The 25,668-nt window shown below is 70.0% G+C and carries 19 protein-coding genes; 11 read left to right on the forward strand and 8 right to left on the reverse strand.

The genetic code is table 11. The annotated features are described in order from the left end of the window. Positions 1-11 precede the first annotated feature (11 nt). The 5 genes from OG496_RS45840 (at position 12) to OG496_RS45860 (ending at position 7,185) form a co-directional block, all read left to right on the forward strand. Positions 12-1,967, forward strand: a complete 1,956-nt coding sequence (locus tag OG496_RS45840) for an amidohydrolase (RefSeq protein ID WP_405975085.1) — start codon at positions 12-14, stop codon at positions 1,965-1,967. A gap of 121 nt (positions 1,968-2,088) precedes the next feature. Continuing rightward, entirely contained in the window at positions 2,089-3,729 is a 1,641-nt protein-coding gene (locus OG496_RS45845; protein ID WP_405975086.1) for an MFS transporter, read from the forward strand. A gap of 77 nt (positions 3,730-3,806) precedes the next feature. After that, complete coding sequence (locus tag OG496_RS45850) at positions 3,807-4,055, forward strand: Atu4866 domain-containing protein (protein WP_405975087.1); 249 nt, start codon at positions 3,807-3,809, stop codon at positions 4,053-4,055. 12 nt (positions 4,056-4,067) lie between these two features. Beyond that, positions 4,068-5,609 (forward strand): Na+/H+ antiporter, encoded by a 1,542-nt coding sequence (locus OG496_RS45855; RefSeq protein WP_405975088.1) that lies wholly within the window; start codon positions 4,068-4,070, stop codon positions 5,607-5,609. A 184-nt stretch (positions 5,610-5,793) separates the two neighbouring features. Beyond that, positions 5,794-7,185, forward strand: a complete 1,392-nt coding sequence (locus OG496_RS45860) for an amidohydrolase family protein (RefSeq protein WP_405975089.1) — start codon at positions 5,794-5,796, stop codon at positions 7,183-7,185. Between the two features lie 89 nt (positions 7,186-7,274). Here the strand turns inward: OG496_RS45860 and OG496_RS45865 are convergent, their stop codons facing one another. Beyond that, positions 7,275-8,348, reverse strand: coding sequence for a glycosyl hydrolase family 18 protein (locus OG496_RS45865; RefSeq protein WP_405975090.1), 1,074 nt, complete (start codon positions 8,346-8,348; stop codon positions 7,275-7,277). A gap of 107 nt (positions 8,349-8,455) precedes the next feature. Beyond that, positions 8,456-9,286 (reverse strand): GntR family transcriptional regulator, encoded by an 831-nt coding sequence (locus tag OG496_RS45870; RefSeq protein WP_405975091.1) that lies wholly within the window; start codon positions 9,284-9,286, stop codon positions 8,456-8,458. 134 nt (positions 9,287-9,420) lie between these two features. On the opposite strand from OG496_RS45870, the gene OG496_RS45875 reads away from it, so the two are divergent. The 5 genes from OG496_RS45875 (at position 9,421) to OG496_RS45895 (ending at position 14,991) form a co-directional block, all read left to right on the forward strand. Continuing rightward, positions 9,421-10,767: an ABC transporter substrate-binding protein gene (locus OG496_RS45875; RefSeq protein WP_405975092.1), complete on the forward strand. Its 1,347-nt coding sequence runs from the start codon at positions 9,421-9,423 to the stop codon at positions 10,765-10,767. 5 nt (positions 10,768-10,772) lie between these two features. After that, positions 10,773-11,738 (forward strand): carbohydrate ABC transporter permease, encoded by a 966-nt coding sequence (locus OG496_RS45880; protein ID WP_405975093.1) that lies wholly within the window; start codon positions 10,773-10,775, stop codon positions 11,736-11,738. A 111-nt stretch (positions 11,739-11,849) separates the two neighbouring features. Next, on the forward strand, positions 11,850-12,752 hold the full coding sequence (locus OG496_RS45885) for a carbohydrate ABC transporter permease (protein ID WP_405975094.1): 903 nt from the start codon (positions 11,850-11,852) through the stop codon (positions 12,750-12,752). Beyond that, complete coding sequence (locus OG496_RS45890) at positions 12,749-13,996, forward strand: 6-phospho-beta-glucosidase (RefSeq protein ID WP_405975095.1); 1,248 nt, start codon at positions 12,749-12,751, stop codon at positions 13,994-13,996. The genes OG496_RS45885 and OG496_RS45890 overlap by 4 nt, the downstream gene beginning before the upstream one ends. After that, positions 13,996-14,991 carry an N-acetylglucosamine kinase gene (locus tag OG496_RS45895; protein ID WP_405975096.1) on the forward strand — a complete coding sequence of 332 codons (996 nt, stop codon included), beginning with the start codon at positions 13,996-13,998 and terminating at the stop codon, positions 14,989-14,991. Before OG496_RS45890 ends, OG496_RS45895 begins: the two co-directional genes overlap by 1 nt. 264 nt (positions 14,992-15,255) lie before the next feature. Here OG496_RS45895 and OG496_RS45900 read toward each other — a convergent pair whose 3' ends face one another. Both OG496_RS45900 and OG496_RS45905 read right to left on the reverse strand, forming a co-directional pair. Continuing rightward, positions 15,256-16,104, reverse strand: a complete 849-nt coding sequence (locus OG496_RS45900; protein WP_405975097.1) for an Atu4866 domain-containing protein — start codon at positions 16,102-16,104, stop codon at positions 15,256-15,258. Positions 16,105-16,214: 110 nt separating this feature from the next. Next, a complete protein-coding gene (locus OG496_RS45905) occupies positions 16,215-18,080 on the reverse strand; it encodes a glycoside hydrolase family 76 protein (RefSeq protein WP_405975098.1) in 1,866 nt (621 codons plus the stop codon). Between the two features lie 402 nt (positions 18,081-18,482). On the opposite strand from OG496_RS45905, the gene OG496_RS45910 reads away from it, so the two are divergent. Continuing rightward, positions 18,483-21,302, forward strand: a complete 2,820-nt coding sequence (locus OG496_RS45910) for an MGH1-like glycoside hydrolase domain-containing protein (protein ID WP_405975099.1) — start codon at positions 18,483-18,485, stop codon at positions 21,300-21,302. Between the two features lie 54 nt (positions 21,303-21,356). On the opposite strand, the gene OG496_RS45915 is transcribed toward OG496_RS45910, so the two are convergent. From OG496_RS45915 to OG496_RS45930, 4 genes are all read right to left on the reverse strand, one after another. Continuing rightward, entirely contained in the window at positions 21,357-21,692 is a 336-nt protein-coding gene (locus OG496_RS45915; protein WP_405975100.1) for a hypothetical protein, read from the reverse strand. 67 nt (positions 21,693-21,759) lie between these two features. Next, positions 21,760-23,682, reverse strand: coding sequence for a glycoside hydrolase family 9 protein (locus OG496_RS45920; RefSeq protein ID WP_405975101.1), 1,923 nt, complete (start codon positions 23,680-23,682; stop codon positions 21,760-21,762). After that, positions 23,679-24,980 (reverse strand): sensor histidine kinase, encoded by a 1,302-nt coding sequence (locus OG496_RS45925; protein ID WP_405975102.1) that lies wholly within the window; start codon positions 24,978-24,980, stop codon positions 23,679-23,681. The genes OG496_RS45920 and OG496_RS45925 overlap by 4 nt, the downstream gene beginning before the upstream one ends. Next, positions 24,977-25,642 carry a winged helix-turn-helix domain-containing protein gene (locus tag OG496_RS45930; protein ID WP_405975103.1) on the reverse strand — a complete coding sequence of 222 codons (666 nt, stop codon included), beginning with the start codon at positions 25,640-25,642 and terminating at the stop codon, positions 24,977-24,979. The genes OG496_RS45925 and OG496_RS45930 overlap by 4 nt, the downstream gene beginning before the upstream one ends. Between the last annotated feature and the right edge of the window lie 26 nt (positions 25,643-25,668).

A 25,668-nucleotide genomic window follows, 5' to 3' on the forward strand; every position in this document is an offset into this window, starting at 1 on the left:
GAGGAGCCTCCATGTCCAGCAGCACCTTGCCCGCGGGCACCATGCCCGTGGGTGGCATACGCCCCTACGACGGCGTCCAGCACCCCGCGCAGCTCGTCGTCCGCAACGGTCGTATCCACACCGGTGACCCCGCCCGCGCCGCCGCGTCCGCCGTGGCCATCACCGACGGTGTCTTCACGGCCGTGGGAGACGACGCGACCGTCGCCCCGCACATCGGTCCGGCCACCCGGGTCGTGGACGCGCTCGGCCGGCGCGTGATTCCCGGGCTCAACGACTCCCATCTGCACGTCATCCGGGGCGGGTTGAACTATCTGCTCGAACTGCGCTGGGACGGCGTACGGTCGTTGCGCACCGCCCTGCGGATGCTGCGGGAGCAGGCCGAGCGGACGCCAACAGGGCAGTGGGTGCGGGTGGTTGGCGGCTGGACGGGGGAGCAGTTCGCGGAGAAGCGGCTGCCGACCGTCTCCGAGTTGAACGCCGCCGCCCCCGACACCCCTGTGTTCGTCCTGCACTTGTACCAGTCGGCGATCCTCAACCGGGCCGCGCTGGAGGCCGTCGGCTTCACGCGTGACTCGCCGAATCCGCCCGGTGGCGAGATCGTGCGGGACTTCGCGGGCAACCCCACCGGCGTCCTGTTGGCCGCGCCCGCCGCCGGGCTGCTCTACTCCACCCTCGCCAGGGGACCGGTCCTCGCCCCCGAGGACCAACTCGGCTCCACCCGGCACTACTTGCGCGAGCTGAACCGCTTCGGCATCACCAGCGCCATCGACGCGGCCGGCGGTTTCCAGAACTTCCCCGACAACTACGCGGCCGTCACCGAGCTCGCGGAGCGCGGGGAGTTGACGGTCCGGATCGCCTACCACCTCTTCCCGCAGACCGCCGGGCAGGAACTCGACGACCTGCGCCGCTGGATCGGCATGGTCAGCCCCGGCGACGGAGACGAGTGGCTGCGCTGCAACGGCGCCGGCGAGAACCTCGCCTGGTCCCCGGCCGATTTCGAGAACTTCGCCGAGCCCCGCCCCCAACTCACCGCCCGCGCAAGGGAGGACCTCGACGCGGCGGCCCGGCTGCTGCTCGACAACGGCTGGGGTTTCCGCCTCCACGCCACCTACGACGAGACGATCCGCCAGGACCTCGACGTCTTCGAGAAGATCGCCGCGGACGGCGGATTCCCGGACGGGACACGGTGGTTGTTCGACCACGCCGAGACCGTCAGCCGCAGCAGTCTGGACCGGATCAAGGCCCTGGGCGGCGCCGTCTCCGTGCAGAACCGCATGATGTTCCAGGGCAAGGCCTTCATCGACCGCTACGGCGCCGAGCGCGCCGCGACCGCGCCCCCGATCCGCGCCATGCGCGACACTGGCCTGCTGGTCGCCGCCGGCACCGACGCCACCCGCGTCTCCAGCTACAACCCGTGGTTGTCCCTGTCCTGGCTGGTCACCGGCCGGACCATCGGCGACACGCTCCTCTACCCGGCCGAGAACCGCGTGGACCGTTCCACCGCCCTGGAGATGTACACCAGCGCGGGCGCCCACCTCACCGGCGAGGCCGACGTGAAGGGCACCATCACCGAGGGCAAGTACGGCGACCTGGCCGTGCTCTCCGCCGACTACTTCTCCGTCGCCGACGAGGACATCGACCGTATCGAGGCCCTGCTCACTGTGGCCGGCGGCAAGGTCGTGCACGCGGTCGGCGACTACGAGAACATCGCCGCCCCGCTGCCGGAGATCAGCCCGGCCTGGAGCCCGGTGGCCCGCTTCGGCGGATTCCAGGCGAGGACAGAGGTAACAGGGGTGACCGGGGCGTCAGAGGCATCGGGCGCCCGGCAGGCCCGCGCCTTCGTCGACGCCGCCGCCGACTCCGAGGAGCAGCGCGCCTGGCGCGACCGGCGCGGCGACTTCGAGCGCGTACCGCAGGTGCCGCACCAGGTCGGCGGCGCGCTCGACCCGCTCGACGGCTGCTTCTGACCGACCGTTGGACCGGTCCCACGGGCGGGTCCGGTTTTACGGCGGCTTGGTGGCCCGACCCGCACTGAGCTGCCGTACCTTCTTCTCGACCGACCGCACACCTCGCTCCGGGAGCCGCAGCATGAGCGCGAGTACGACGACGGGGAGGACCGCGGAGTCCGGCTCGGCCTGGGCGCCGTTGGGCCGGCCGGTGTTCCGGGCGCTGTGGATCGCCCAGTTCGTGTCGAACACCGGCACCTGGATGCAGACCGTCGGCGCGCAGTGGCTGCTGCTCGGGCACGGGGCGACCATGGTGACGCTGGTCCAGACGGCGTCGAGTCTGCCGATCGTGCTGCTGGCGTTTCCCTCGGGCGTGCTCGCCGACCGGTTCGACCGACGCGGGCTGCTGCTGGTCGCGCAGTTCGCGATGTTCGCCGTGTCGGCGGTGCTGACCGCGCTGGCCTTCGCGGACGCGCTGTCCGCCGTACCCCTGCTGGTCCTCACCTTCCTCCTCGGCTGCGGGACCGCCCTGATGGGGCCGTCGTGGCAGGCCATCCAGCCCGAGCTGGTGGAGCGGGAGCAGTTGGGGCAGGCGTCCGCGCTGGGCGCGGTGAACATGAACCTCGCGCGGGCGGTCGGTCCGGCGCTCGGCGGTGTCGTGGTCGCGGCGGCCGGCGCGGGCTGGGTGTTCGGCTTCAACGCGGTGTCGTTCCTCGGGATCGCCGCCGTACTGGTGCTGTGGCACCGCCCGAAGACCACCGTCCCCGCAGCCCAGCAGGAACGGCTCCTGACCGCCGTCTACGCGGGCCGCCGCTACGTTTGGAACGCTCCAGGCATCCGCCGCGTCCTCCTGCGCACCGCCCTGTTCATCCCCGGCGCGGCGGCGCTCTGGTCCCTGCTTCCGCTCATCGCCGCCGACTCCCTCGGGCTGGGCTCGGGCGGTTACGGCCTGCTGCTCGGCGCGGTCGGTGTCGGCGCGGTGGCGGGCGCGTTCGCACTGCCGTGGCTGCGCCAACACCTGGGTATCAACGGCATCCTGGCCGCAGGCGCCCTCATGTTCGCCCTCGTCCTGCTGGTCCTCGCCACCGTGCACATCACCTGGGTCGCGGTGCTCGTCCTGCTGCCCGCCGGGGTGGCCTGGATCGGCGTCCTGTCCACCCTCAACGCGGCGATGCAGACCCGGCTCCCCGGCTGGGTCCGGGCCCGCGGCCTCGCCGTCTACCTCCTGGTCTTCCAGGGCGGCCAGGCCGTCGCCGCCCCCGTGTGGGGCGCCCTGGTGCAAGGGCTGGGCCTGACCACGGCCCTCCTCATCGGTACCGCCGTCATGGTGCTGAGCGCGCTCAGCCTCTACCGCTGGCGGCTCTACGGCATGGAAGGCATCGATCCCACCCTCTCCGACCACTGGCCGACCCCGCCCCTGGTCTTCGTGCCCGGCCCCTCAGACGGCCCGGTGCTGGTCTCCGTCGTCTATCGCGTGGCACCGGACGACAGCGCGGCGTTCATCGACGCCATGGAACGTGTCGCCCAGTCCCGCCGCCGCACCGGCGCCATCACCTGGGGCCTCTTCCAGGACGGCAACGAACCCGGCCGGTTCATCGAGAACTACCTCGTCGGCACCTGGTCCGAACACCTCGCCCAGCACCACGACCGGCTCACCGCCACCGACCGGAGCTTCGAGGACCGCGCCCGCGCGTTGCTCCTGCCCGGCACCGCCCCCGAGGTGACCCACGCCTTCGACGCCGCCGTTGGACCGGTCCCGCCCACCTCGGAGAAAGCTTCCTGAAGACCTGAAGGTGGGTGCCGGACACCCAGGAGAGGCGTGGCCTGGTTACCCGTGTGCGGGAACGCGACCGTGGAGCCATGAACACGAACGCAGCACCGCACCCCTTCGTCGGCATGTGGGTGACCGCCGACGGACACATCCGGCAGGAACTACTCGCCAACGGCCGCTACGACGAGGCCCGCGGGAACCGGTCAAGCGCCTACATCGGCAGCTACACCGTCACCGGCGACCACATCGACTACGTCGACGACACCGGCTTCACCGCCACCGGTGACGTCCGGGACGGCGTGCTCTTCCACGAGCACCTCGTCCTGTACCGTGCGTGACCCGGTAGCGCCATGGACAGCCTCGAACTGATCGTCGCGGCCGCCGTCCTGCTCATGGGCTGGCTGTCGCGGCGTACGGGCCTGAGTGAACCCCTGCTGCTGCTCGCCGCGGGGTGCCTCGTGGGGCTGACGCCGTCCTTCTCGTCGTTCGCGCTGTCCCCGGACGTCGTCCTGTTCCTCTTCCTGCCAGCGCTGCTGTACTGGGAGGCGCTGACTTCCTCGGTGCGGGAGATCCGCAACAACTTCCGCAGCATCGCGCTCCAGTCGACCGGCCTGGTCCTCGCCACCGCCGTCGCGGTCGCCGCCGTGGCCCACGCGCTGGGCTACGGCTGGCCGATCGCGTTCGTCCTCGGTGCCGTGCTCGCTCCGACGGACGCGGCGGCCGTCGCCGCGGTCGCCCAGGCCATGCCGCGCCGCATCCTCACCGTGCTGCGCACCGAGAGCCTCCTGAACGACGGGACCGCGCTGGTCCTGCTCGCCGTGACCATCGACGTCGTCACCGACGAACACCCCTTCTCCTGGTCCGGCACGGCACTCGCCTTCGTCGCGTCCAACGCCGGAGGCATCCTGATCGGCGCCGGGGTCGCGCTGCTCCTCATCCCGGTCAGGCGTCGGCTTCCCGAACCGCTGCTGCACAGCGTGCTGAGCGTCGCGACGCCCTTCCTCGCCTATCTGCCGGCCGAACTCCTGCATGTGTCAGGTGTGTTGGCGGTCGTCGTCTGCGGTCTGGTGTCCGCCTGGTTCGGGCCGCGTGTCATCGGGTCCGAGGCCCGTATCCAGGCCGTCGCCTTCTGGGAGGTGGCGAGTTATCTCCTGAACGGCGCCCTGTTTGTCCTCGTCGGCATCCAACTACCGGCTGCGGTCAGGGCGTTGACGTCCGTGTCCCTCCTGCAGGCGACGGTCGCCGCCCTCGCGGTGAGTGTCGCGGTGCTCGGGACCCGGCTGCTCTGGTTCTACTCGGTGCCCTATCTGGTGCGGCTCCTGGACCGGCGCCCCCAGCAGCGGGACCGCCGGATCACCGCCCCGCAGCGGCTGCCGCTGGCCTGGGCGGGGATGCGCGGCGCCATCTCGCTGGCCGCCGCGCTGACCGTGCCCGGCATGACCGCCGAGGGCCGGATCGTCGGGCAGCGGGACGCCGTCGTGTTCATCACCGCGGTCGTCATCGTCGTCACCCTCACGTTCCTCGGACCCACCCTGCCGGCCATGGTCCGCCGGGCCCGCTTCCCGGCCGACGAGGGCAAGAGCGCCGAACTCACCCTGGCCCGCAGCCGGTTGAGCAGCGCCGCGTTGGACGCCATGCCGGCGCTGGCCGAGCGGTTCGGGGTCGCCGAGGAGGACACCTCGCGCATGGTCCAGGACATCGAGGACCGCACGGCCCCCGCACCCGGCTCCGCACACCGCCGCGAGAGCGTACGGCGCCTCCAACTCGCCCTGCTTCAGGTCAAACGCGACACCCTCACCGACCTGCGCGACAGCGGCCGTATCGACGACATCGTCCTCCGGGCGGTTCAGGAAGTTCTCGACGTGGAGGAAGTCAGGCTGGGGCGGCCGTAGCCGACGGAGGCCGTAGGCGTCGAAGGCCGTACGTGTCGAAGGCCGTACGTGTCGGACGGCGTCCTGGGTGTGCCGCAGCTAGGGAAACGGCGGCCTGGTTGCCGTACGAACGCGGATCGAATCTTGGACCACACGCCACCCGACGTCGCCCGACGTCACCGAAGTCATCCGAAAAGGGGCTCTCATGAACGCCAACGACACCACCAGCGCCGGCCTTCTCGACCAGCTGCGCCGTCAGTCCGCCGACCCGAGCCGGCGCATCCTGTTCACCGGCGCGACCATCGTCACGATGGACCCCGAACTGGGCATCATCCAGGGCGACTTGCTCGTCGAGGGCGACGCCATCGCCGCGATCGGGGCGGATCTGTCGGCGGAGGGCGCGGTGGTCGTCGACGCCTCCGGCACGATCCTCGCGCCCGGGCTCGTCGACACCCACCGGCACGCCTGGGAAGCCCAGTTGCGGCGGATCATGCCCGACGTCGACGACCTCGGCGGCTATGTGATGGCCACGCTCGCCGGATACGCCACCGTCTACCGGCCCGAGGACATGTACATCGGCACCAGACTCGCGGCGCTCACCGCGCTCGACAGCGGCATCACCACCATGCTCGACTTCTCGCACAACTCCCGTACCCGCGAACACTCCGACTCGGCGGTCGAAGCGCTCCGCGACACCGGCATCCGCGGCGTCCACGCCTCCATGGGCCCGCACTTCGGCGACTGGGACCGCCAGTGGCCGGCCGACCTGAACCGCCTCAAGGACCAGTACTTCAGCAGCGACGACCAGCTCCTCACCCTGCGCCTGGCGACCCTCGCCACCGACGAGATCGCGGGACCCGCCTTCGCCTACGGCCCTGAACTCGCCCGTATCGCAGCCGATTTGGGCATCGGAGTGAGCGTCGACGCGGTCTTCGGCGCCTCCGGTTCGGATGCCGTGCTGTCCTGGGCGAAGCACGGCATCCTCGGCCCCGACGTCACCCTGATCCACTCCACGGGGCTGACCGTCGAGGCATGGAAGGCGATGGGGGAGTCCGGTACGACGGTGGCCCTCGCGCCCACCTCGGACGCGCAGATCGGTCTGGAGACGGCGATCCCCGCGGTGGACGAGGCGCTTGCCGTAGGCATCCGCCCCGGACTGAGCATCGACGTCGAAGTCGCCCTGGCCAGCGACCTGTTCACCCAGATGCGGGCCCTGCTCGCGATCCAGCGGATGCGCGCGGTCAACGCGGCCTACGGCACTGCGGGCGAGCCCTCCCGCATCACCGCGCACGACGTCCTCGACTTCGCCACGCTCCAGGGCGCCCGGACCAACGGTCTCGGCGACGTCACCGGCTCCCTCACCGTCGGCAAGAAGGCGGACCTGTTGGTCGTCCAGGCCGAGGACCTCAACAACATGCCGCTCAACGACCCGATCGGGACACTGGTGTTGGGCTCGGACGCGCGCAACATCACCGCTGTGTTCGTCAACGGGCAGTCCCGTAAGTGGGACGGTCAGGTGCTCGACGTGAATCTTCCCAAGCTGCGTGCCGAGGTGAGCGCCTCTCGGGACCACGTGCTCAACACGCCCACGAAGTAAGGGGAGTTGAGTAGCAAGGAGAGTCGATGCGGCGGGCACCCGAACCCGAGGGTGCCCGCCGCATCAGTGCCGTAGGCAGATCAGATGGGTCAGTTGGAGAACCAGGGGTTCCCGCCGCCCAGCGACCACACCGAGACCTTGGTGACGCCGAGGCCCTTGAGGACGGCGAGCTTGCGGTCCATGGCGACGCTGTCGACGTAGTCGTAGAGGACGCCGCCGGAGACCCAGCGGATCTCGCCGGAGGAGGCGTCGCGGCGGCTCTCTATGGTGGCCGGGTTGCTGGAGAAGCCGGGGCTCTTCTTCATGTCGCTGAACTGGATGTTGCCCGTCACGGAGTTGAGGTCGCACGGGTCGGGCGCGCGGTAGCCGTAGGAGGGCACGCCGATGATCAGGCGGCTGGGGTCGGGGATCTTGCTCTGCGCGTACTGGGTGACCTTCTTCAGCCAGTCGTAGGGGCTGATGGGCAGGCAGCGGGCGCCGGATGCGGTGTCGAACTCCTCGTCGTACGCCATGATCACGACGTCGTCGGCGCCGGTCGCGGCCACGGCGGCGAAGTCGTAGAACGAGGCGTCCTCGGTCATCGCGGGTGCGTCGACCTGGAGGCGCTTGCCCTTGGCGTGCAGGGCGGTGGCCAACTGCTTGAGGAACGTCTTGTAGTTGGTGAAGTCGGCGGTGCTCCAGGACCAGTAGTCCTCCAGGTCTACGTCGACGCCGCTGAGCCCGGCGTCGCTGACGAGGGAGGTGACCTTGGTGACGGCCGCCGTACGGGTGCTGTTGGTGCTGACCAGGGCGTGGACGTCGGCGGTGGTCATGCCGGAGAGCGTCGGGTACTGGTACGCCGAGTGCGCCTTGAGGTCGGCGACGTTGGCCGCGCTGTAGGTGTTGCAGCTGCCGTCGGCGGTGGTCTCCAGTTTCACGGAGCCGTTGCTCTGGACCGACCAGTACTCGGGGTTGAGGGCGCCGCTCTTCACCCTGTTGTCGGCGTACTCGCTCTTGGCTGTGCAGGTGGAGTCGCCGGTCGAGCCGGGGTAGAGCCAGGTCTGGAGCTGGACGCCCGAGGTGGCGGAGGAGGCGGCGCCGGCTGGGACCGAGGCCGTACAGGCGAGCAGCGTGGTGACCGTGGAGGCCACGACGCCGGTCACGGTGAGTGCGTGACGGAACATGAGCGGTCCTTTCTGGTGGGGAGTGGCGTGTCTTTCGGGTGGGGAGGGCGTGCGGGACCGCCGCGTCGGCCGGTGGGCCGGCGCGGTGAACTGGTGGGTGAGGGTGGCTAGTTGGTCCAGTAGGGGTCGAAGACCAGGGTGTCGGCGCCGGGGACGGTGGTGGCCGCCGACCAGGAGCCGTCGACGACGCGTCCGCCGTCGGGCCGGGCCGCCAGGGACAGCCTGGTGAAGATGCGGTAGCGGTCGCCCCGGTAGACGGAGCGGGTGAACTCGACGACCCGGCCCGCCGCGTCGCGCGCCGCCCGTTCGAAGAGCAGGGCGGGCGTGTGCACGGAGACGCCGAGGAGTTCGGCCTCCCACTCGTCGACCACGGTCGGTTCGATGCTCTGCGCGGCGTCGGTCAGCAGGATCTCGTATCGCTGTCCGAGCATGCGGTAGAAGGAGTCGGTCTCCAGGTCGCGGGCGGTCAGTCCGGGGACCAGCGCGTGCGGTACGTGCAGGGTCTCCACGCACATCGGGTCGCCGTCGACCGTCCGCAGCCGGAGGATCCGCAGGATCTGCTCGCTGGGCGCGATGCCCAGCCGGCGGCCGATCCGGGGGCCCGCGGCGACGGTCTTGAAGTCCAGGGTGCGGCTGGCCCAGGTGCCGTCCACGCCGCCGACGCCCAGGCCCGGTGCCTGCCCCGGGGCGGAACCGCTGAGGTGCTGGGCGACCTTGGCGCGGGCCACGAAGACACCGCGCCCGTGCTCCCGCACCAGCAGACCGTCACGGACGAAGTCGTCGACCACCGCGCGCAGCGTGGGGCGGGAGACCCCGAGCTCCTCGCACAACTGCCGCTCGCCCGGGAGGGGACGTCCGGGGCCGGTCTCCTCGACCAGGTCGAGGAGGTGGGTGCGGATGCGTTCCCGCTTCTCCCAACGGCTCTCACCGCTGACCATTCCTACCAACTTTCCATACCAGTGGTCATTTTTCTTGCGGTTCACTTCCGAAATGCTTGCTTGACAGTACCCAAATGGTGCCCCAACATGTGCCCACTGGTCAATAAGTGGTAAGCAAATGCGCCGGAGGTTCCATGTCCGAGTCCCGTACCGCCCGCCGTACCGTCGCCGCGTCGCTGCTCGCGGTCACGGCGCTGCTGGCCGCAGCATGCACCACCGGCGGCGCCACGTCGAAGGCGGACACCGGCGTCGACGACACCACCCCGGTCACCATCACCTTTTGGCACGGTCTAAGTTCCCCGCACGAGATCGCCTCGGTCGACGCGGTGCTGGCCAAGTTCCACAAGAAATACCCGTACATCACCGTCAAGGCCGTCGCCGCCCAGACCGACGACAAGGTCAACCAGGCCATCCGCGGCGGCACCGCGCCCGACGTGGCCTCCTCGTTCAACGCCGCGAACGTCGGCGGCTGGTGTTCCAGCGGGGCCTTCCAGGACCTCACCCCGGACATCAAGGCCGACCACGTCGACATGAGCGAGATCCCGAAGGCCGTCCAGTCGTACACCGCCTTCGACGGCAAGCGCTGCACGATGCCGTGGCTCGCCGACACCTTCGGCCTGTACTACAACAAGAAGCTGTTCGCGAAGGCCGGGATAACCTCCCCGCCGAAGACGATGTCCGAACTGGCGGCGGACACCAAGAAGTTGACCACCTTCAACGCGGACGGCTCGATCAAGACCGCCGGGTTCATGCCCTACCTGGGCGCCTACGAGATGCTCACCGAGCATCTCGTCCCCAGCTGGGGCGGCAAGTGGCTCACTGCCGACGGCCGGTCCAACGTCGGCGCCGACCCCGCCTTCGCCCAGGCACTGACCTGGCAGAAGAGCCTCGTCGACTGGTTCGGCGCGAAGAAGCTCGTCACCTTCAAGGCGGGCATGGGCGACGAGTTCTCCGCCCAGAACGCCTTCGAGACCGGCAAGTTGGCCATGATGATCGACGGTGAGTGGCGCAACGCCTTCATCAAGAACGACAAGGCGAAGATCGAGTACGGCACCGCGGCGGTACCGGCCGCCGACGGCAAGTCCGAGCTGTACGGCGCCGGTTACGTCGGCGGCAATGTGATCGGCATGCCGCGCGGCGCCAAACACCCGGGCGCGGCCTGGAAGTTGATCAAATTCCTCACCACCGACACCGACGCGCTCACTTCGCTGGCCGACGCGATCGGCAACGTCCCCACCACCACGGCCGCGCTCGACTCACCCTCGCTCGGCCTCTCCAAGGACCCGAACTTCGCCCCGTTCCTGGAGGTCTACAAGAACCCGCTCACCACCACCACTCCGGCCAGCGGCGACGGCGGCGCCTACCTCACCAACTTCGGTCACTTCGTGGAGAAGTGGCAGAGCGGCGGCGTACCCGACCTGAAGGCCGGCCTGACCGCCGTCGACAAGCAGAACAACGCCGCGCTCAAGCTGGGGCAGTGACCGTCATGGCCACCACCCACCAGATCACTCAACTCCCGCTCGTCGCGGCCCCGTTGAAAGCACGGATGCGCCGCAACCGGCTACGCGTGCTGCTCTTCCTGGCCCCCGGCCTGGTCGGCTTCGCGGTCTTCCTCATCTACCCCTTGGTGATGACGGTCTGGCTGTCCTTCACCAACTCGAACATGATCTCCCAGGCCCGGTTCGTGGGGCTGCGCAACTACCGCTACCTGCTCGACGGCGACCCGCTGATCTGGCACGCCGTCCGCAACACCGCCTGGCTGGTGGTGATCATGGTCCCGGCGCAGGTGCTCTTCGCCCTCGGCGTGGCCATGGTCACCGCCCGGCTCAAGGCCGGGGCGAGCCTCTTCCGCACCCTGTTCTATCTGCCCGCGCTGGCTCCGCCGGTGGCCGCGACCGTCGCCTTCGTCTGCATGTTCAACCCCAACTCCGGCCCGGTGAACCGGATCCTGGGCCTGCTCGGCATCTACGGCCCGCTCTGGTTCAACTCGCCGGACTGGTCCAAACCGGCCCTGACCCTGCTCGCCCTGTGGGGCAGCGGCACGATGATGGTCATCTTCCTGGCGGCCCTGCTGGAGGTACCCGCCGAACTGTACGAGGCCGCAGAGCTCGACGGCGCCGGCCCCTGGCACCGCTTCCGCTACGTCACCCTGCCGACGATCTCACCGGTCGTGCTGTTCGCAACCGTCACCGGGGTCATCGCCGGACTCCAGTACTTCACCCAGGCGATGGTCGCCTCCCAGGTCGCCAACGGCAACATCCAGGCCGCGCCCGGCTATCCGGACGGCTCCACCCTCACCTTCCCCCAGCAGCTCTACATCGCCGGCTTCAACCAGTTCCACGCGGGCTACGCCTGCGCCCTTGCCGTGGTGCTCTTCGTGGTGGCGATGGCCTTCACCGTCGTCCTCCTCCGCCGCGCCTCCGGCTTCGACATAGAGGAGTCCCCGCGATGACGTACGACGCCGAGATCCTCCGCATCGAGGAGTCACCGCGATGACGTACCGCTTCGCCCATCGGCAAGTCGCCACGACCGTCCGGGACTTGGCCACCGAGGAGCCGCCACGATGACGACGACCTACGCCCCGGCACCCGCCCGGCAGACCCGCGCCGCCTCGCCCCACCGCGCCGCACGAGGCCGGGCCGGCCGCCGCAGGACCCTGATCTGGATCGCCGAACACGCCATCGCCGTCGGCCTGGCCTGCGCCTTCATCGGACCGATCGTGTTCATCTTCCTGACCTCGGTCATGACCGACGGCCAGTCCCTCACCACCAGCCTGTGGCCCCACCAATGGCAGTGGTCCAACTACCGCACGGTGTTCAGCACCGCGCCGATCGGCACCTGGCTCACCAACACGGTGATCTACGCCGTCGCCGCCACCACGACCACCCTGCTCTCCAGCGTCCCCATCGCGTACGCGCTGGCCCGGTTCCGCTTCAAGGGCCGCAACACGGCGTTCCTGTGCGTCATCACCATGATGATGCTGCCGCCCCAAGTCCTCGTCATCCCCATGTACTTGATGTGGGCCCGGCTCCATCTCACCGGCACCATCTGGCCGTTGGTGCTCCCGTCCCTCTTCGGGGACGCCTTCTCGGTGTTCCTGCTGCGCCAGTTCCTGCTCACCGTCCCCGAGGACTACCTCAACGCGGCCCGCATCGACGGCTGCGGTGAACTCCGGGTCCTCACCCGGGTGGTGCTGCCGATGATGCGCCCCGCGCTCGTCGCCGTCGGCCTCTTCGCCTTCTTCAACGCCTGGAACGACTACTACGGCCCGCTCATCTACACCGGCGAGACGCCCGCCCACTGGACGTTGGCCCTGGGCCTGGCGACCTTCAAGACCTCCCATGCGGTGCAGTGGAACCTCACCATGGCGGCGACCCTCATTGCGATGGCGCCGGTGATCATCGTCTTCTTCTTCGCGCAAAAGGCCTTCATCGAGGGCGTCACCCTGACAGGAGTCAAAGGTTGAAGATCACCGTTGTCGGTGGCGGATCCACGTACACCCCCGAACTCATCGACGGATTCGCCCGGTTGGGCCTCCCCGTCACCGAGATCGCCCTGGTCGACCCCGACCCCGAGCGGCTCGACGTCATCGCCCCGTTCGCGCGTCGCATCCTGGCCCGCCAGGGCAGCTCCGCGAAAATCACCACCACCGCCGACCCCGACGCGGGCATCGACGGTACCGACGCCGTCCTCTTCCAGCTCCGCATCGGCGGCCAGGCCGCCCGGCACGTCGACGAGACCTTCCCGCACGAGTGCGGCTGCATCGGCCAAGAGACCACCGGCGCGGGCGGGTTGGCCAAGGCGCTGCGCACCGTCCCGGTCGTCCTCGACCTCGCCGAACGGGTCGCCAAGCGCGCCCCGAACGCCTGGATCGTCGACTTCACCAACCCGGTCGGCATCGTCACCCGCGCCCTACTGGACGCCGGACACAAGGCAGTTGGGCTCTGCAACGTCGCCATCGGCTTCCAGCGCACCTTCGCCGACTGGCTCGGCGTCGACCACGAGCGCGTCGCCCTGGACCACGTCGGCCTCAACCACCTCACCTGGGAACGGGCGGTGCGGCTCGACGGCGTCGACGTCCTCCCGCGCATCTTCGACGAGCACGGCCAGGCCCTCGCGGACCGGTTGCGCATGCCGCTGGACGTGGTCCGCAGGCTGGGCGTCGTTCCCTCCTACTACCTGCGCTACTACTACGCCCACGACGAGGTCCTGCGCGAGCAGCTCAGCGAACCCTCCCGCGCCCAGCAAGTGGCCGAGATGGAGGGCGACTTGCTCAAGATGTACGCCGACCCGGCCCTGACGGAGAAGCCCGCCCTGCTGGACAAGCGCGGCGGCGCCTACTACTCCGAGGCGGCCGTCCAGCTGGTGCACGCCCTCACCGCCGACACCGGTGACGTCCGCGTCGCCAACGTCCGCAACAACGGCACCCTGCCCTTCCTCCCCGACGACGCCGTCATCGAGGTCCCGTCGCGCATCGACGCGCAGGGTGCAACTCCCTTGCCCGTCACGGCCGTAGAGCCGTTGTTCGCCGGACTGATCGCGCATGTGACGGCCTACGAGGAACTGGCCCTGGAAGCAGCCTTGCACGGCGGGGTCGACCGGGTCGCGACGGCGTTGCTGGCGCATCCTCTCGTCGGACAGGTCAAGGTCGCCGAGGAGTTGGCGGCGAAGCTCGTCGCCGCCAACCGCGAACACCTGTGGTGGGCCTGATGAAGACAGGCCTGCTGCTCGCGGTCGACGGCGGCAACTCGAAGACGGATGTCGCCGTGTTGACGACGGACGGCACGATCCTGGGCCGTGCGCGGGGCGGCGGATTCCGCCCGCAGGCGGTGGGCGTCGACGCAGCGATGGACGTACTCGCGGCCTTGCGCGCCGAGGCGATGGCGTCGGCGGGCGTTGAGGCCGACGTCGAGGTGGACGGCATCACGGCCTTCCTCGCCGGGGCCGATCTGCCGTACGAGATCAAGGCGTTGCGCGAGGCCGTCGGCGCCCGCCGCTGGGCGGTCACCCAGCGCGTCGACAACGACTCCTACGCCGTCCTCCGCGCCGGCGCCAGCCGCCCCTGGGGCGTAGGCGTGGTCTGCGGCACCGGCATCAACTGCGTCGGCGTGGCCCCCGACGGCCGCACCACCGGCTTCGCCGCACTGGGGAGGATCTCGGGGGACTGGGGCGGCGGCATCGACGTAGGCACGTCGGCGCTGTGGCACGCGGCGCGGGCGGAGGACGGCCGCGGCCCGCGAACTGCCCTTCGCGCGGCGGTAATTGACCACTTCGGCCTCGCGACGGTCGCCGACGTCACCGCCGCCCTGCACAACGGCGACGTCCCCTCCCTCCGCCTCAGCGAACTCTGCCCGGCGGTGTTCGCGGCCCGCGACGAGGGGGACGAGATCGCGACGGAACTGGTCGAACGCCTCGCGGCCGAGATCGCGAGAATGGCGGTCACCGTTCTGTGCCGCCTCCAACTCGCCGTCTCCCCGGACCCCGAAGTCGTCCTGGGCGGAAGCGTGTTGGCCGCCGGCCACAAGGCCCTCCTCGACGACGTCGAACACCGCCTCAGGGAAGCGGTCCCGACCGTCCGCCCGGTGGTGTGCACGGAACCACCCTTGCTCGGCGCGGCCTTGGCGGCCCTGGACCTGCATCCGGGATCTGCCCCTGGGGCTGAGGGCCGGTTGCGCGCGGAGTTCGCGGGGAGCGGCGGTCCCTGATCCGGTACGACCGCGTGGGCGGGGTCCGACGGTGTGAGGCGCCTGGGTCGGACCGGTGGTGTGCGGGGATCCGCCGGGGCGCTCTGGACTTGCGCCTGCGTCCCGGGCCTGGCGGCCAACGGTTTGCCATCGGGTTCGACCAGCCGGGGCCTGTGGCGCGAGGTTCCAGGGTTTGCCCCGGGGCGCGCGGATCCGGCCCACGCCCCGCTACGACCGCCCGCGCCTGGCATCGATCTACGCCTGCGCCCGGCCGGGGGCATCGACCTAGGCCCGCGCCCGGCCGGGGCCCCGCACCGCGTGCCGCGCTTCCGCACTACGCCCGCCCCCAAGCCGCATCGCATAACCCGCGTGATGCAGCTCGTCGCCCCGGAACTCGCCGAAAGCCCAGAACCCGAGGTCGTCCAGGTAGTCGATGCGGTCGCCGTCGATCCAATAGCGGCCCTCGTAGGCGTGCGGGCGGCCGCCGCGGGTCTCGTCGTAGCGGCCATCGGGGGTCAACTCCTGGTGCAGGAAGTCGTTTTCGTCGATCCAGACGCCGATGCGCGGGCTGCCGGTCAGGTCCTGGGCGGCCGGGATGCCCGGCTCGGGCGCGGTCGCGCGGCCGGGGGCGTCCGTGCCGGACCAGAGGACCGGCTTGCCGGCGGCCACCAGGGCGCGGACCTCTTGCGGGCGGGTCAGCAACGTGGCCAGCGCGCTGGCCACATCGGGGGCCGACGAGTCCGGTACGACGAGCAGGTCCCCCGTGTTCCCGGGCGTCAGCGTCGCGACGTACTCCGAACGCCGGCCGCGACCGCCGACCAGGGCGATCGCGTCCACCACCGCCGGGACCACCGTCATGCCCGCGCAGTCGACGACGATGGCGTTGTCGTCGCCCGCCGCCGTGATGATGCCCGGGCCGACGCCCACCAGCAGGGCGCCAACGAGCAGGACGTCGGCGCCGCGCAGGGTTCCGATCAGGGGGTCCATGGTCAGGACCCGGGCGTTGGTGAAGAGGACGGGGCGGCCCGTGTCGTTCGAGATGATCTCGTCGAGGGCCTTGTCGTTCCAGGTCACGGTGTTCGTGTCGGCTTCAGTGTCGGCTTCCGTGCCGGTGTCCGTGTGGGTGACGCTCATCGTCCGCTCCTCGGGTGGGTCTTCAGGTGGTGCCACACGGTCAGCCTGGTCGCGCCCGAGGAGCGCAACCAGGCTGCCCATTACCCAGGTGTCGGACACCCACCCTGCGCTCAGCTCCCGGCGGCGGCCGTGAGTGCTCCGAGCGCGCTGGCCTGCGTACGCCAGTCGGTCTGGTTGGGGCTGGTGCCGGCCCAGCGTTCACCGAGGGTGTTGAGTGTGGACCGGTCCAGCGCCCACAGGGTGTCGGCCTGTTTCTGGATGTACGTCTGGTAGGTGGTCGAGCCGGTCGCCTTCGCCAGGTCGGCGAAGTTCCGCATGAAGATGCCCTTGAACTGTTTCTGGTTGTCGTCGCAGGACGCCGAGCCGACATCGCAGGACTCGGTCAGCACTCCGCCCACCGTCAGCTGCGAGTTGCTGATCGCCGCATCCGCCAGCGTCCGCGCCGTGGTCAGCATCGAGCTGTCACCCGTCGTCTTCCACAGTTCCGTGAAGGCGCCGATGGCCAGGCCCTGGTTGTAACTCCACACGGTGGAACCGTTGTTGGCGCAGGACGACGACAGTCCGTCGTTCACCAGACCCGCGGAGTTGATCATCCCGCTGGCCTTGTACCAGGCGGCCGACGTCTTCGCCCGCTGCAGCCAGACCGTGTCACCGGCGATGCGCTGGTGCAGCGCGGTGGTCAGCCACAGGTACTGCCCGTTCGTCACCGCGTTCTTGTAGGTCCGCTCCCGGTCCCACCACACACCGCCGCCGCAGGTACTGGTGTCCCAGTACTGCTGGACGTAATTGGCAATGGTGACGGCCTCGTTGAGGTAGCGCGCGTCGTGGGTGTAGTCGTACGCGTCGATCCACGCGATCGCCCACCAGCCCGAGTCGTCGATCGACCGGCTGATGAAGTCGCCCTCGATCGCGTCCGAGCTGCGCGTCCCGGCCGGGAAGACGCCCTTGTTCTGGTCGAAGGTGCGGGCGATGATCCAGTCGTAGTCGTGCGTGCCGGTCGTCTTCGCGAAGTCGATGACGGAGGTGAGGGTCGCCGCAGAGTTCCACCAACTGCTGGGCCACCAGCCGTTGTAGGGGTCGTACGACGTCATCAGTGAGTCGGCCGCGGCGCGCGCCCGGGTCGGCACCGGCCGGTACCACGCCGTGCAGCTGCCCTCGTTGTGGCTCGCCTCCCGGCCGCAGGCGCGGACCGCCCCGCCGTAGAGGAGACCGCGCGGATCGCGGGCGGCGTACATCGCGGTGCGGGTCGTGGTCGCTCCGGACGGGGTGCTCGTCCGGCCGAGGGAGGAGCCGTCCGGCCAGGTCGAGCCGCCGTCCCAGGAACGGTCCAACCAGATCTCGTCACCGGCGCCACCGGTGTCGATGCTCGCCCAGGCCATGGAGTTCTTCTGGTCCACGTGCAGCCGAATGGTGCGGCCGTACAGGGTGGTTGAGGGAACCGGCTGGTCGTCGCCCGCCGCCTGGGTCGCGCTCGTGCCGTCGCAGACCGCGTCGCAGACGGTGGGGTAGACCCAGTTCGTGCAGCCGACGCCGGCCGCGTCGCCGCAGGCGCGGACGAGGCCGCGCTTGTGGTTGCGCGGGTCGGTGATGTTGTACATCAGCGTCCTTGTACCGGTCCAGGTGCTCGGGATGCTCGCCTTGCCGAGCAGACCGTCCCAGGTGGCGCCGCCATCCCAGGACCGGTCCAACCACACCGCGTCGCCGCTCGTACCGTTGTCGATGCTGGCCCACGCCATGTCGTCGGCGTCGGACACATGGAGCCGTACGACCCGTCCGTTGAGGGTCTTGTCCGGCACTGGAAACGTTTCCTGTCTCGCCTGCGACGGGTCGAGCGTGTCACAGGCCAGGACGCACACCTGGGTGGCGGCGGAGGCCGGCGACGCGACCGGGACCAGCGCCACGAACGCGAGGGCGGCCGTCAGCAGAAAGCTGAGGAACCGTGGTCTGACAACGATGTCGAAATCATGTAGGGACACCGGAACTCGCCTCGATTTCACGATGGGGGACGCTGGGTGTGAATGGATTCAGCTCTGGATCAATGGTCCATACCTCTACCCGTCCTCGACGCAGTGAACCGGCTTGGTGCGGCCCTGTCAATCTCCTAAGGTGCGCTTTTTACGCCGGAGTTGAGGGCTGTCGCGATGGGTTGACACCCGCTCGCCCGGCGCCCATCATCGGTGCGAACTTCGGCGAGTCATCTCGCGTACCCGCTGCTCTTCCACTTCCAGGCCCCCGCAGTCGATCAGTTTGAATCGATTCACATGCCTGGTTGTCCAGTTGAGCGGCTGGTTCCCCCACCGATCCGGGAGGCACTCATGCGCCGCCGCAGGCCACCGCAGAACCGAAAGCCCAGACCAGGCCGCCTAGTTGGGCTCACCATGACGGTGGCCGCCGCGCTGGCCGTGACCCCGGCCCTGTCCGCCGGGGCGGCGCCGGCGAGTGCAACGCCCGCCCCCAAGGCGGCACTTGACGCCGTGAACTACTCGCCGACCTCGCGCACCCTCAAGCCGACCGCCGTCTACCGCACGTCCGGCAGCGTCGCGAACCCGACGAACGTCCTCAACGGGCAGGCGACCCGGATCTCCGGCTCGCAGTCGGCCATCACGCTCGATTTCGGGAAGGAGGTCGGCGGCTTGGTAACGTTGTCATTCGGCAGCACCAGCTCCAGCGGTCAACGTGTCGGACTGGCCTTCAGTGAGTCGTCCCTGTACGTGGGCAACAACAGCGACCGCAGCAGCGGCCGCGACGGCGAGGACGGCACCCTCTACGCCACACCCTCCGCCAACGGCACCTACACCGTTCCCACCGCTCAACTCCGGGGTGGATTCCGCTACTTGACCGTCTTCCTCGACAGCTCGGGCTGGGTGGACCTCACCGGTGTCAGCCTCAACTTCACGGCGGCCCCGGGGAAGGCGAACCCGGCCGACTACGCCAACTACTTCACCTCCAGCGACGAGTTGCTCAACCGCATCTGGTACGCCGGGGCCTACACCGTGCAGTTGAACACCATCGCCTCCAACCAGGGCCGCGCCTGGCCCCCGCCTGCGTCGGCGTGGGACAACAGCGCCACCGTAGGCGTGGGCGACTCCGTGCTGGTCGACGGGGCGAAGCGGGACCGTACGGTGTGGCCCGGCGACATGGGCATCGCCGTGCCCACGCAGTACGCGTACTCCAACGACCTCACCTCGACCCGCAACGCGCTCACCACGATGTACAACGCGCAGTCGTCGGCGGGTGAAATCCCTTGGTCCGGGCCGCCGTTCAACCTCACCGGCTCGGACACGTACCACACGTGGACCCTGCTGGGGACGTCCACGTACTACACCTACACCGCCGACCGGTCGTGGCTGGACTCCGAATGGTCCAACTACAAGCGGGGGATGGCCTTCATCACCAACAAGATCGACGGCAACAACCTCCTCAACGTGACCCGCACCCAGGACTGGGCCCGCGTGGGCCAGGGCGGCGAGAACATCTCCGCCAACGCACTGCTGTACGGCGCCCTCAAGGGCGGCGCTTCCCTCGCCACGGTCGAGGGCGACAGCGCGCTCGCCGCGAGCTGGAACAGCAAGGCCGCCGCGATCAAGTCAGCCGCCAACTCCCTTCTCTGGGACGCCTCCAAGGGCATGTACAAGGACAACCCGACCAGCGGCCTGTATCCGCAGGACGGCAACTCCCTTGCCGTCTGGTACGGGTTGAGCGACTCCACGGCCAAGTCGAAGAGCATCATCACCGGGCTCGGCAAGAACTGGGGCATCTACGGCCCGACCACGCCCGAATGGGGCGGCAACGTCTCGCCGTTCGCCGGCGGCATGGAGCTGAACGCCCGCTTCACCGCGAACGACGACTTCACGGCCCTGGACCAGATCCGCCGTACCTGGGGCCACATGCTCGACAGTGACATCGGGACGAAGAGCACGTTCTGGGAGGGCATCCAGTCCGACGGCGGTCTGGCGTACGGCGGTTCGTTCATGAGCCTCGCGCACGGCTGGTCCACCGCACCCACCTCCACGCTCACCTTCGACGTGCTCGGCACCGCGCCCGAGTCGTCCACCGGCGCCTACCGCTTCGTCCCGCACCCCGGCGACCTGACCAGCGCCCAGGGCCGCATCACCATGCCCCAGGGCGCCATCAACGCGTCCTGGTCCCGCGACCCGTCGGCCGGCACCTACTCGGCCACCCTCTCCAGCCCCTCGGGCAGCACCGGCCGCATCGGCGTCCCGAAGCTGGGCGGCAACATCACGGTGACCGTGAACGGCGCGACCGTCTGGAGCAACGGAGCGTTCACGCCCACCTCCGGCATCACCGGCGGCAGCCAGGACGACACCTACGTCTACCTCACCGGCGTCGCCCCCGGCAGCTACACCGTCTCCGCCACCGGCCTCGGCAATCCGTCGCCGCCCGCCGAACCCGGCACCGGCGCCCTGCGCGCGGGCTATACCCGGTGCGCGGGCGAGGGCGGTACCTGCTCCTTCAGCGGCACCCGCTCCGTGGCCTACGGCGCCGGGACGTACACCTACAAGACCGTGACCAGCAGCACCGCCTGCTCCAACGACTCCTTCGGCGGCGACCCGGCGGCCAACCTCGTCAAGTCCTGCTACGTCGCCGACGTGGGCGGCCCGCCCGGATACACCGCCTGCGCGGCCGAGAACGGCACCTGCGCCGTGCCCGGCTACAACCGCGACGTGGCCTACGGCGCCAACGGCAACTTCGTCCACCAGGTCACCAACGGCAACGTCGCCTGCACCAACGCCCACTTCGGCGATCCCATCGACGGCGTCGCCAAGTCCTGCTACCTGCCGCCCGCAGGAGCCCCGGCCGGTGGCTGGACCAAGTGCGCGGACCAGAACGGCACTTGTGCGGCAGCGGCGGGACAGCCGGTGATGTACGGCGCCTATGGAGCGTTCACCACGGCCACCGCCACCGGTGACACCGCGTGCACCGACGCCACGTTCGGCGACCCCATCTCCGGTGAGTCGAAGGCCTGTTACACCGCTACCGGCGGCCCGGTCGGCTATGCCACCAACTGCTCGGCGGAAGGCGGCACTTGTGCCTTCAGCGGACAGCAGACCGTCGCCTACGGCGCCCGCGGCCGCTTCCTCTACAAGGCATTCAGCGGCGGCGCGAGCTGCACGACGGCGGCCTTCGGTTCCGACCCGCTGCCCAACGTGAGCAAGTCCTGCTACCTCACGTCCTGAGCGGCCCCTCGCATCCGGCAGCCTCCACTCCCCGCGTGACCGGAGGCTGCCGGATCACTCCGGATGGGCCACTGCCTCCTTCTGCAGGTGCACAGCGGCCAGCAGGCTCAGGCGCGGCTCCGCCTGGCGCAGCGCACGCACCGCGGCGACCGAGGTGAGGTCCCCGGTGAAGCCGACAGCGTCCAGCCGGGACCGTACCCAACGAGCGTGCAGCCGGCCCTCGTTGGCGGCGGCGGTGGACTCGACGAGAGCGGCGGCGCGTTCCAGGCCGGGGCGCTCCTCGGGAGACGCCCCGTCCAGCGCCTGGCGCAGGGCCGCCGTGACCACGTCGGCATCCCGGATGGTCAGCACGAAGGTGTTCTTCTTGCTCAGTCCCGTGATTCCAGTCATGGGGCTCAGCCTGCCGACCATGTTCCGTGCGGGCCAAGCGACTTGAGGAGATTCAGAGGCTTGGCCACTAGTCCTCGTCCTGCGCGGTGAGCGCGAAGGCCAGCAGGGCCGTCGTCGTGAAGTCCAGCGAGGGCTCCACCGTCTGCCAGGCGCCCACGTCGTCCACGTAGCGCGAGCCCTTGCCGTCGAAGTCGGTCCAGGCTCCCGACGGCGGGGCGGCGGTGCACTTCTTCATCGTCGGGAAGCCGTTCAACTCGGACAGTTTGTCAGCGGCGTTGGGGCCGTTGACCACCGCGCCCCGCAGGATCGCGCCCTTGCCGTCGAGGCTGCCGCGGAGGTTGGCCAACTGGTGTTCCGGGCAGTGCGGGTAGACCTCGCCCGCACCGATCATGAAGCTGGTGCCCCAGGGGTTGGCGCCGAGCGCCCAGCCCCGCTGCCGGCCGGCGAACGCTGCGTAGCGGGTGTCCCCGGTGGCCTTGGCGTAGAGGCGGGCGGTGGCCACCAGGCCGAAGGTGTGCGGTACGGCGTCGAAGTCGTCGTAGACCGCGCCGGCACCGAACGGATCGTGGTCCGCGTGATCGACCCCGTCCTCCAACTGGCGCCGCAGGTCCTTGTTCAGGTCCTCGGCTCCAACTCCGTTGCTGCGGGCGCCGTCCAGAGCGGTGGCCAGGTCGACATGGGCCAACGCGCTGACGTCCGCGACGTTGAGGGTGCCCTTGACGTCGGAGTCCAGGTAGGCCTTGGCCCAGTGGGCGGACTCGCCGGTCCAGTCGGCCTCCCGGTCGTCACCCAAGTCCCGTGCGGCCAGGGCCAGTTCGGCGCCCGCGAACTCCATGTCGTCCTGCCAGGAGTCCTCGGGATAGAAGGCACTCGGGAAGGCCGTGACGAGCGGCTTGTCGGGGTCGTGGTCGGTGTCGGCGAGGTCGTAGACGGCGGCGGCCTTGTCCAGCCACTCCCGCGCCTGGTCCGGGTCGCTGTCGGCCGTGCGCTGCGCGGCGAGGGCGAACACCGCGGCCACCCGTCCCGCCAGACTCGGCGTGATCGGCTCGCCCGGCTTGTTCGCGCGGAACACCGGCCGGTGCTTGATCGTGTAGTCCGGGTCACCGGGCTCCACATCGAGCCGGTCGTCGGCCTCCGGCAGCCGCCACACGTCGTGATCCGTCCGTACGGCGTCGTTGCCCGCGCCGATGCCGACCTGGGCGTTGAGCGTCTCGCTGTCCCCGTCCCACATCTTGTCCACCCACTCCAGCCCGTGCTCGGCCTCGGCGGACAGCGCCTCCATGTCCGGCAAGCCCCTTTCGGCCAGCAGGAGTTCGGCGGTCGAGTAGGAGGTGGTGCCGGTGAACTTGAGGAAGTCGCCCGCGTCGAACCAGCCGCCCGCGACATCGGCCTTCACACCGGTCGGGGTCAGCCGCTCGTCGAGCAGTTCCTCGCCCGCCTCGTCGTAGTGCGGGTCTGCGTAGACGGTCGCGTCCTCGTCGGCGAGATGGGACGGGCCGTGGGACAGCCCGCCGGGAACCATGTCGGCTCCGTCACGCTGTGCCTGCAGGAATCGGACGTTGTCCCGGATGAGCGGGGTCATCAGCTCGCTCGCGTCGGCGATCCGGAAGGCGGGGGATCGGCCGGCCGCGCTGCCGGACAGGACGATGCGGTACGTGCCGGGCTTGTCCAGCGCGGAGAGGTCGACGGTCCGCACGGACGGGAACTTGGCGTTCCAATGACCGGTGACGGCACCGAGCCGACCCGCCGTGACCACCTTGCCCGTCGTGTCCACGACCTTGAAGCGCGCCCCCGCGAGCGCCCTCGTGGGCCCCATGACATACGCCTGTTTCGTCTCGCCCCTCACATAGCCGACCTGGTCGACCCGGACGGCCACATGGGCTGCGGACGGTGTGGCGGCCTCGCCGTAGACATTGAGGCCGACGAGCACGGCGCCGATGCTCACGGCGGTGGTGGTGACCAGCACGACTGGGCTGCGCAATACGTTCATGCGCCCACGGTGCCGGGACCTTCATGAGATGAAGATGAGGACGCCTGGGGTGCGTCCGTCGGGAGCCGGAGTTCGGCGAGCAGGCCGCCGCCGGGGGCGTCCGTGAGGCGGGCGGTGCCGTGGTGCAGACCGGCGACCCAGCGGACGATGGCGAGGCCCGCGCCCGTGCCTGGACCGGTCCTGGTGACCCCGCGTGCGAACACGCGCTCCCGGTCCGCGAGCGGTACGCCGTCCCCGTGGTCGCGGACCGTGACCAGCCCCGGCGTGACGCCGACCTCCACCGGCGAACCGGCCGGGCCCCCGTGCCGCTGCGCGTTCTCCACCAGATTCCGCACCGCCTGCGCCAGCAGATCCGGATCGCCGAGCACCACCACCGGCTCGGCCGTCACCGTCACGTTCTCGTGGTCCGGCAACTCCTCGACCGTCGTCTCCACCAACTGGTCCAGCCGCAGCCGCACCAGCTCGACCCGCTGCGCCCCGGACTCCAGCCGCGCCCGGGCGAGCAGCCCGGTGACCAGCCGACTGAGCCGGTCCACCAGCCGTAGCGCCTCGTCGCTTGGACCGTTCCGCTCCACCACGAGCCGCAGCGTCGCCAGCGGCGTCCGCAGCTCGTGCGCCGCCTCGGCCAGGAACTGCTCCTGCTGGCCAAGGCCCCGAAGCGCGGGCCGCATGGCCCGCCCGGACAGCAGATGTCCTACGGCAGCCGCGCAGCAGACCAGCGCTGTGCAGCCGAGGGCTAGCCAGCGCACGAGGAGGTCGTGGTCGTGTTCGCTGCGCGCCAGTTCCGTGCCGACGAGTACGACCGCCCCGATCCGGTCCTCGTCCCAGACCGGCGCCGCCGCCCACCGCAGCCGCCCGCCCTTGGTGGCGGAGGCGCTGACTTGGACCGTTCCCTGCTCGTCCAGGACGCTGTGCCAGACCTCGTCCAACTGGTCCGCGTCGGGAAGCGACGAGCGTCCGGGTACGACGTTCCGCACGGTCGGCGTCTTCCCCGGCGCCGCCTGCAACACCGCCAACACCTGGGCGCCTTGGGCGAGTTCGTCCTCGCGCAGCGGCTCCAGGTGCAGGACACCCGCGTCATCGAACCAGACCGCCCGCGACAGCCCCGCCGCGCGACTGCCGACCTCGTGGTCGAGGCCGGAACGGCGGGACGCGGAATCGATGCGGATGGCGACCACGGCGAGGACCACGAGACAGGCCGCGGTCGTCGAGGCGAAGAGGAGGGTCATCAGCCGGCGGGTGCGGCGGAGTCGGGCCACGGCGGGCGACGGGGCTGAGGCCGTGTCGCGGCGGTTCACGCCTCGCCGCCCAGTCGGTAGCCGACACCGCGCACCGTTTCGATCGGATCGGGCGGCCCGAGGCGTCTGCGCAGCTGGCCGATCAGGACGTCCACCACGTTGGACATCGGCTCGCTCGCCTCGTCCCAGCAGCTCTCGATCAGCTCGCTGCGGGTCACCACTTCGCCCGCGCGCAGCATCAGCAGTTCGAGGACCGCGAACTCCTTGGCCGAGAGGCTGAGCAGGACCCCGGCCCGGGTCACCCGGCGGCGTGGGAGGTCGAGTTCCAGGTCGCCCGCGCGCAGGACGGACGGCCGCGCGGGCTGCTCCCTGCGGCACAACGCCCTTACCCGTACGACCAGTTCGGCGAAGGCGAAGGGCTTCACCAGGTAGTCGTCCGCGCCGTGCTCGAAGCCGGCGACCCGGTCGCTCACCGCGTCCAGCGCCGTCAGCAACAGGAAGGGCAGCACCGAACCCGCGCGCCGGTGTGCGGCGAGGAGCGTGAGGGAGTCGCCGTCCGGGACCGAGCGGTCGGCCACGACACAGTCGTAGCGATTGACGGAGAGCTTGAGATCCGCCTCGGCCAGCGTGCGCGCGAGGTCCACCGCGAACCCCGCGTCACGCAGTTGAGCAGCGACGACGGGCCCCAGCTCGGGGTCGTCCTCCAAGACCATTACGCGCATGGGCCGGAGCTTAGGCGACGTCGGGC

The sequence above is a fragment of the Streptomyces sp. NBC_00988 genome, assembly GCF_045162645.1.
GTDB lineage: Bacteria > Actinomycetota > Actinomycetes > Streptomycetales > Streptomycetaceae > Streptomyces.

What these genes read in the sequence shown, in the direction of transcription:
- OG496_RS45840 (WP_405975085.1), top strand. Translation starts at nt 12, where the DNA reads ATGTCCAGCAGCACCTTGCCCGCGGGCACCATGCCCGTGGGTGGCATA.
- OG496_RS45845 (WP_405975086.1), top strand. Translation starts at nt 2,089, where the DNA reads ATGAGCGCGAGTACGACGACGGGGAGGACCGCGGAGTCCGGCTCGGCC.
- OG496_RS45850 (WP_405975087.1), top strand. Translation starts at nt 3,807, where the DNA reads ATGAACACGAACGCAGCACCGCACCCCTTCGTCGGCATGTGGGTGACC.
- OG496_RS45855 (WP_405975088.1), top strand. Translation starts at nt 4,068, where the DNA reads ATGGACAGCCTCGAACTGATCGTCGCGGCCGCCGTCCTGCTCATGGGC.
- OG496_RS45860 (WP_405975089.1), top strand. Translation starts at nt 5,794, where the DNA reads ATGAACGCCAACGACACCACCAGCGCCGGCCTTCTCGACCAGCTGCGC.
- OG496_RS45865 (WP_405975090.1), bottom strand. Translation starts at nt 8,348, where the DNA reads ATGTTCCGTCACGCACTCACCGTGACCGGCGTCGTGGCCTCCACGGTC.
- OG496_RS45870 (WP_405975091.1), bottom strand. Translation starts at nt 9,286, where the DNA reads ATGGTCAGCGGTGAGAGCCGTTGGGAGAAGCGGGAACGCATCCGCACC.
- OG496_RS45875 (WP_405975092.1), top strand. Translation starts at nt 9,421, where the DNA reads ATGTCCGAGTCCCGTACCGCCCGCCGTACCGTCGCCGCGTCGCTGCTC.
- OG496_RS45880 (WP_405975093.1), top strand. Translation starts at nt 10,773, where the DNA reads ATGGCCACCACCCACCAGATCACTCAACTCCCGCTCGTCGCGGCCCCG.
- OG496_RS45885 (WP_405975094.1), top strand. Translation starts at nt 11,850, where the DNA reads ATGACGACGACCTACGCCCCGGCACCCGCCCGGCAGACCCGCGCCGCC.
- OG496_RS45895 (WP_405975096.1), top strand. Translation starts at nt 13,996, where the DNA reads ATGAAGACAGGCCTGCTGCTCGCGGTCGACGGCGGCAACTCGAAGACG.
- OG496_RS45900 (WP_405975097.1), bottom strand. Translation starts at nt 16,104, where the DNA reads ATGAGCGTCACCCACACGGACACCGGCACGGAAGCCGACACTGAAGCC.
- OG496_RS45910 (WP_405975099.1), top strand. Translation starts at nt 18,483, where the DNA reads ATGACGGTGGCCGCCGCGCTGGCCGTGACCCCGGCCCTGTCCGCCGGG.
- OG496_RS45915 (WP_405975100.1), bottom strand. Translation starts at nt 21,692, where the DNA reads ATGACTGGAATCACGGGACTGAGCAAGAAGAACACCTTCGTGCTGACC.
- OG496_RS45920 (WP_405975101.1), bottom strand. Translation starts at nt 23,682, where the DNA reads ATGAACGTATTGCGCAGCCCAGTCGTGCTGGTCACCACCACCGCCGTG.
- OG496_RS45930 (WP_405975103.1), bottom strand. Translation starts at nt 25,642, where the DNA reads ATGCGCGTAATGGTCTTGGAGGACGACCCCGAGCTGGGGCCCGTCGTC.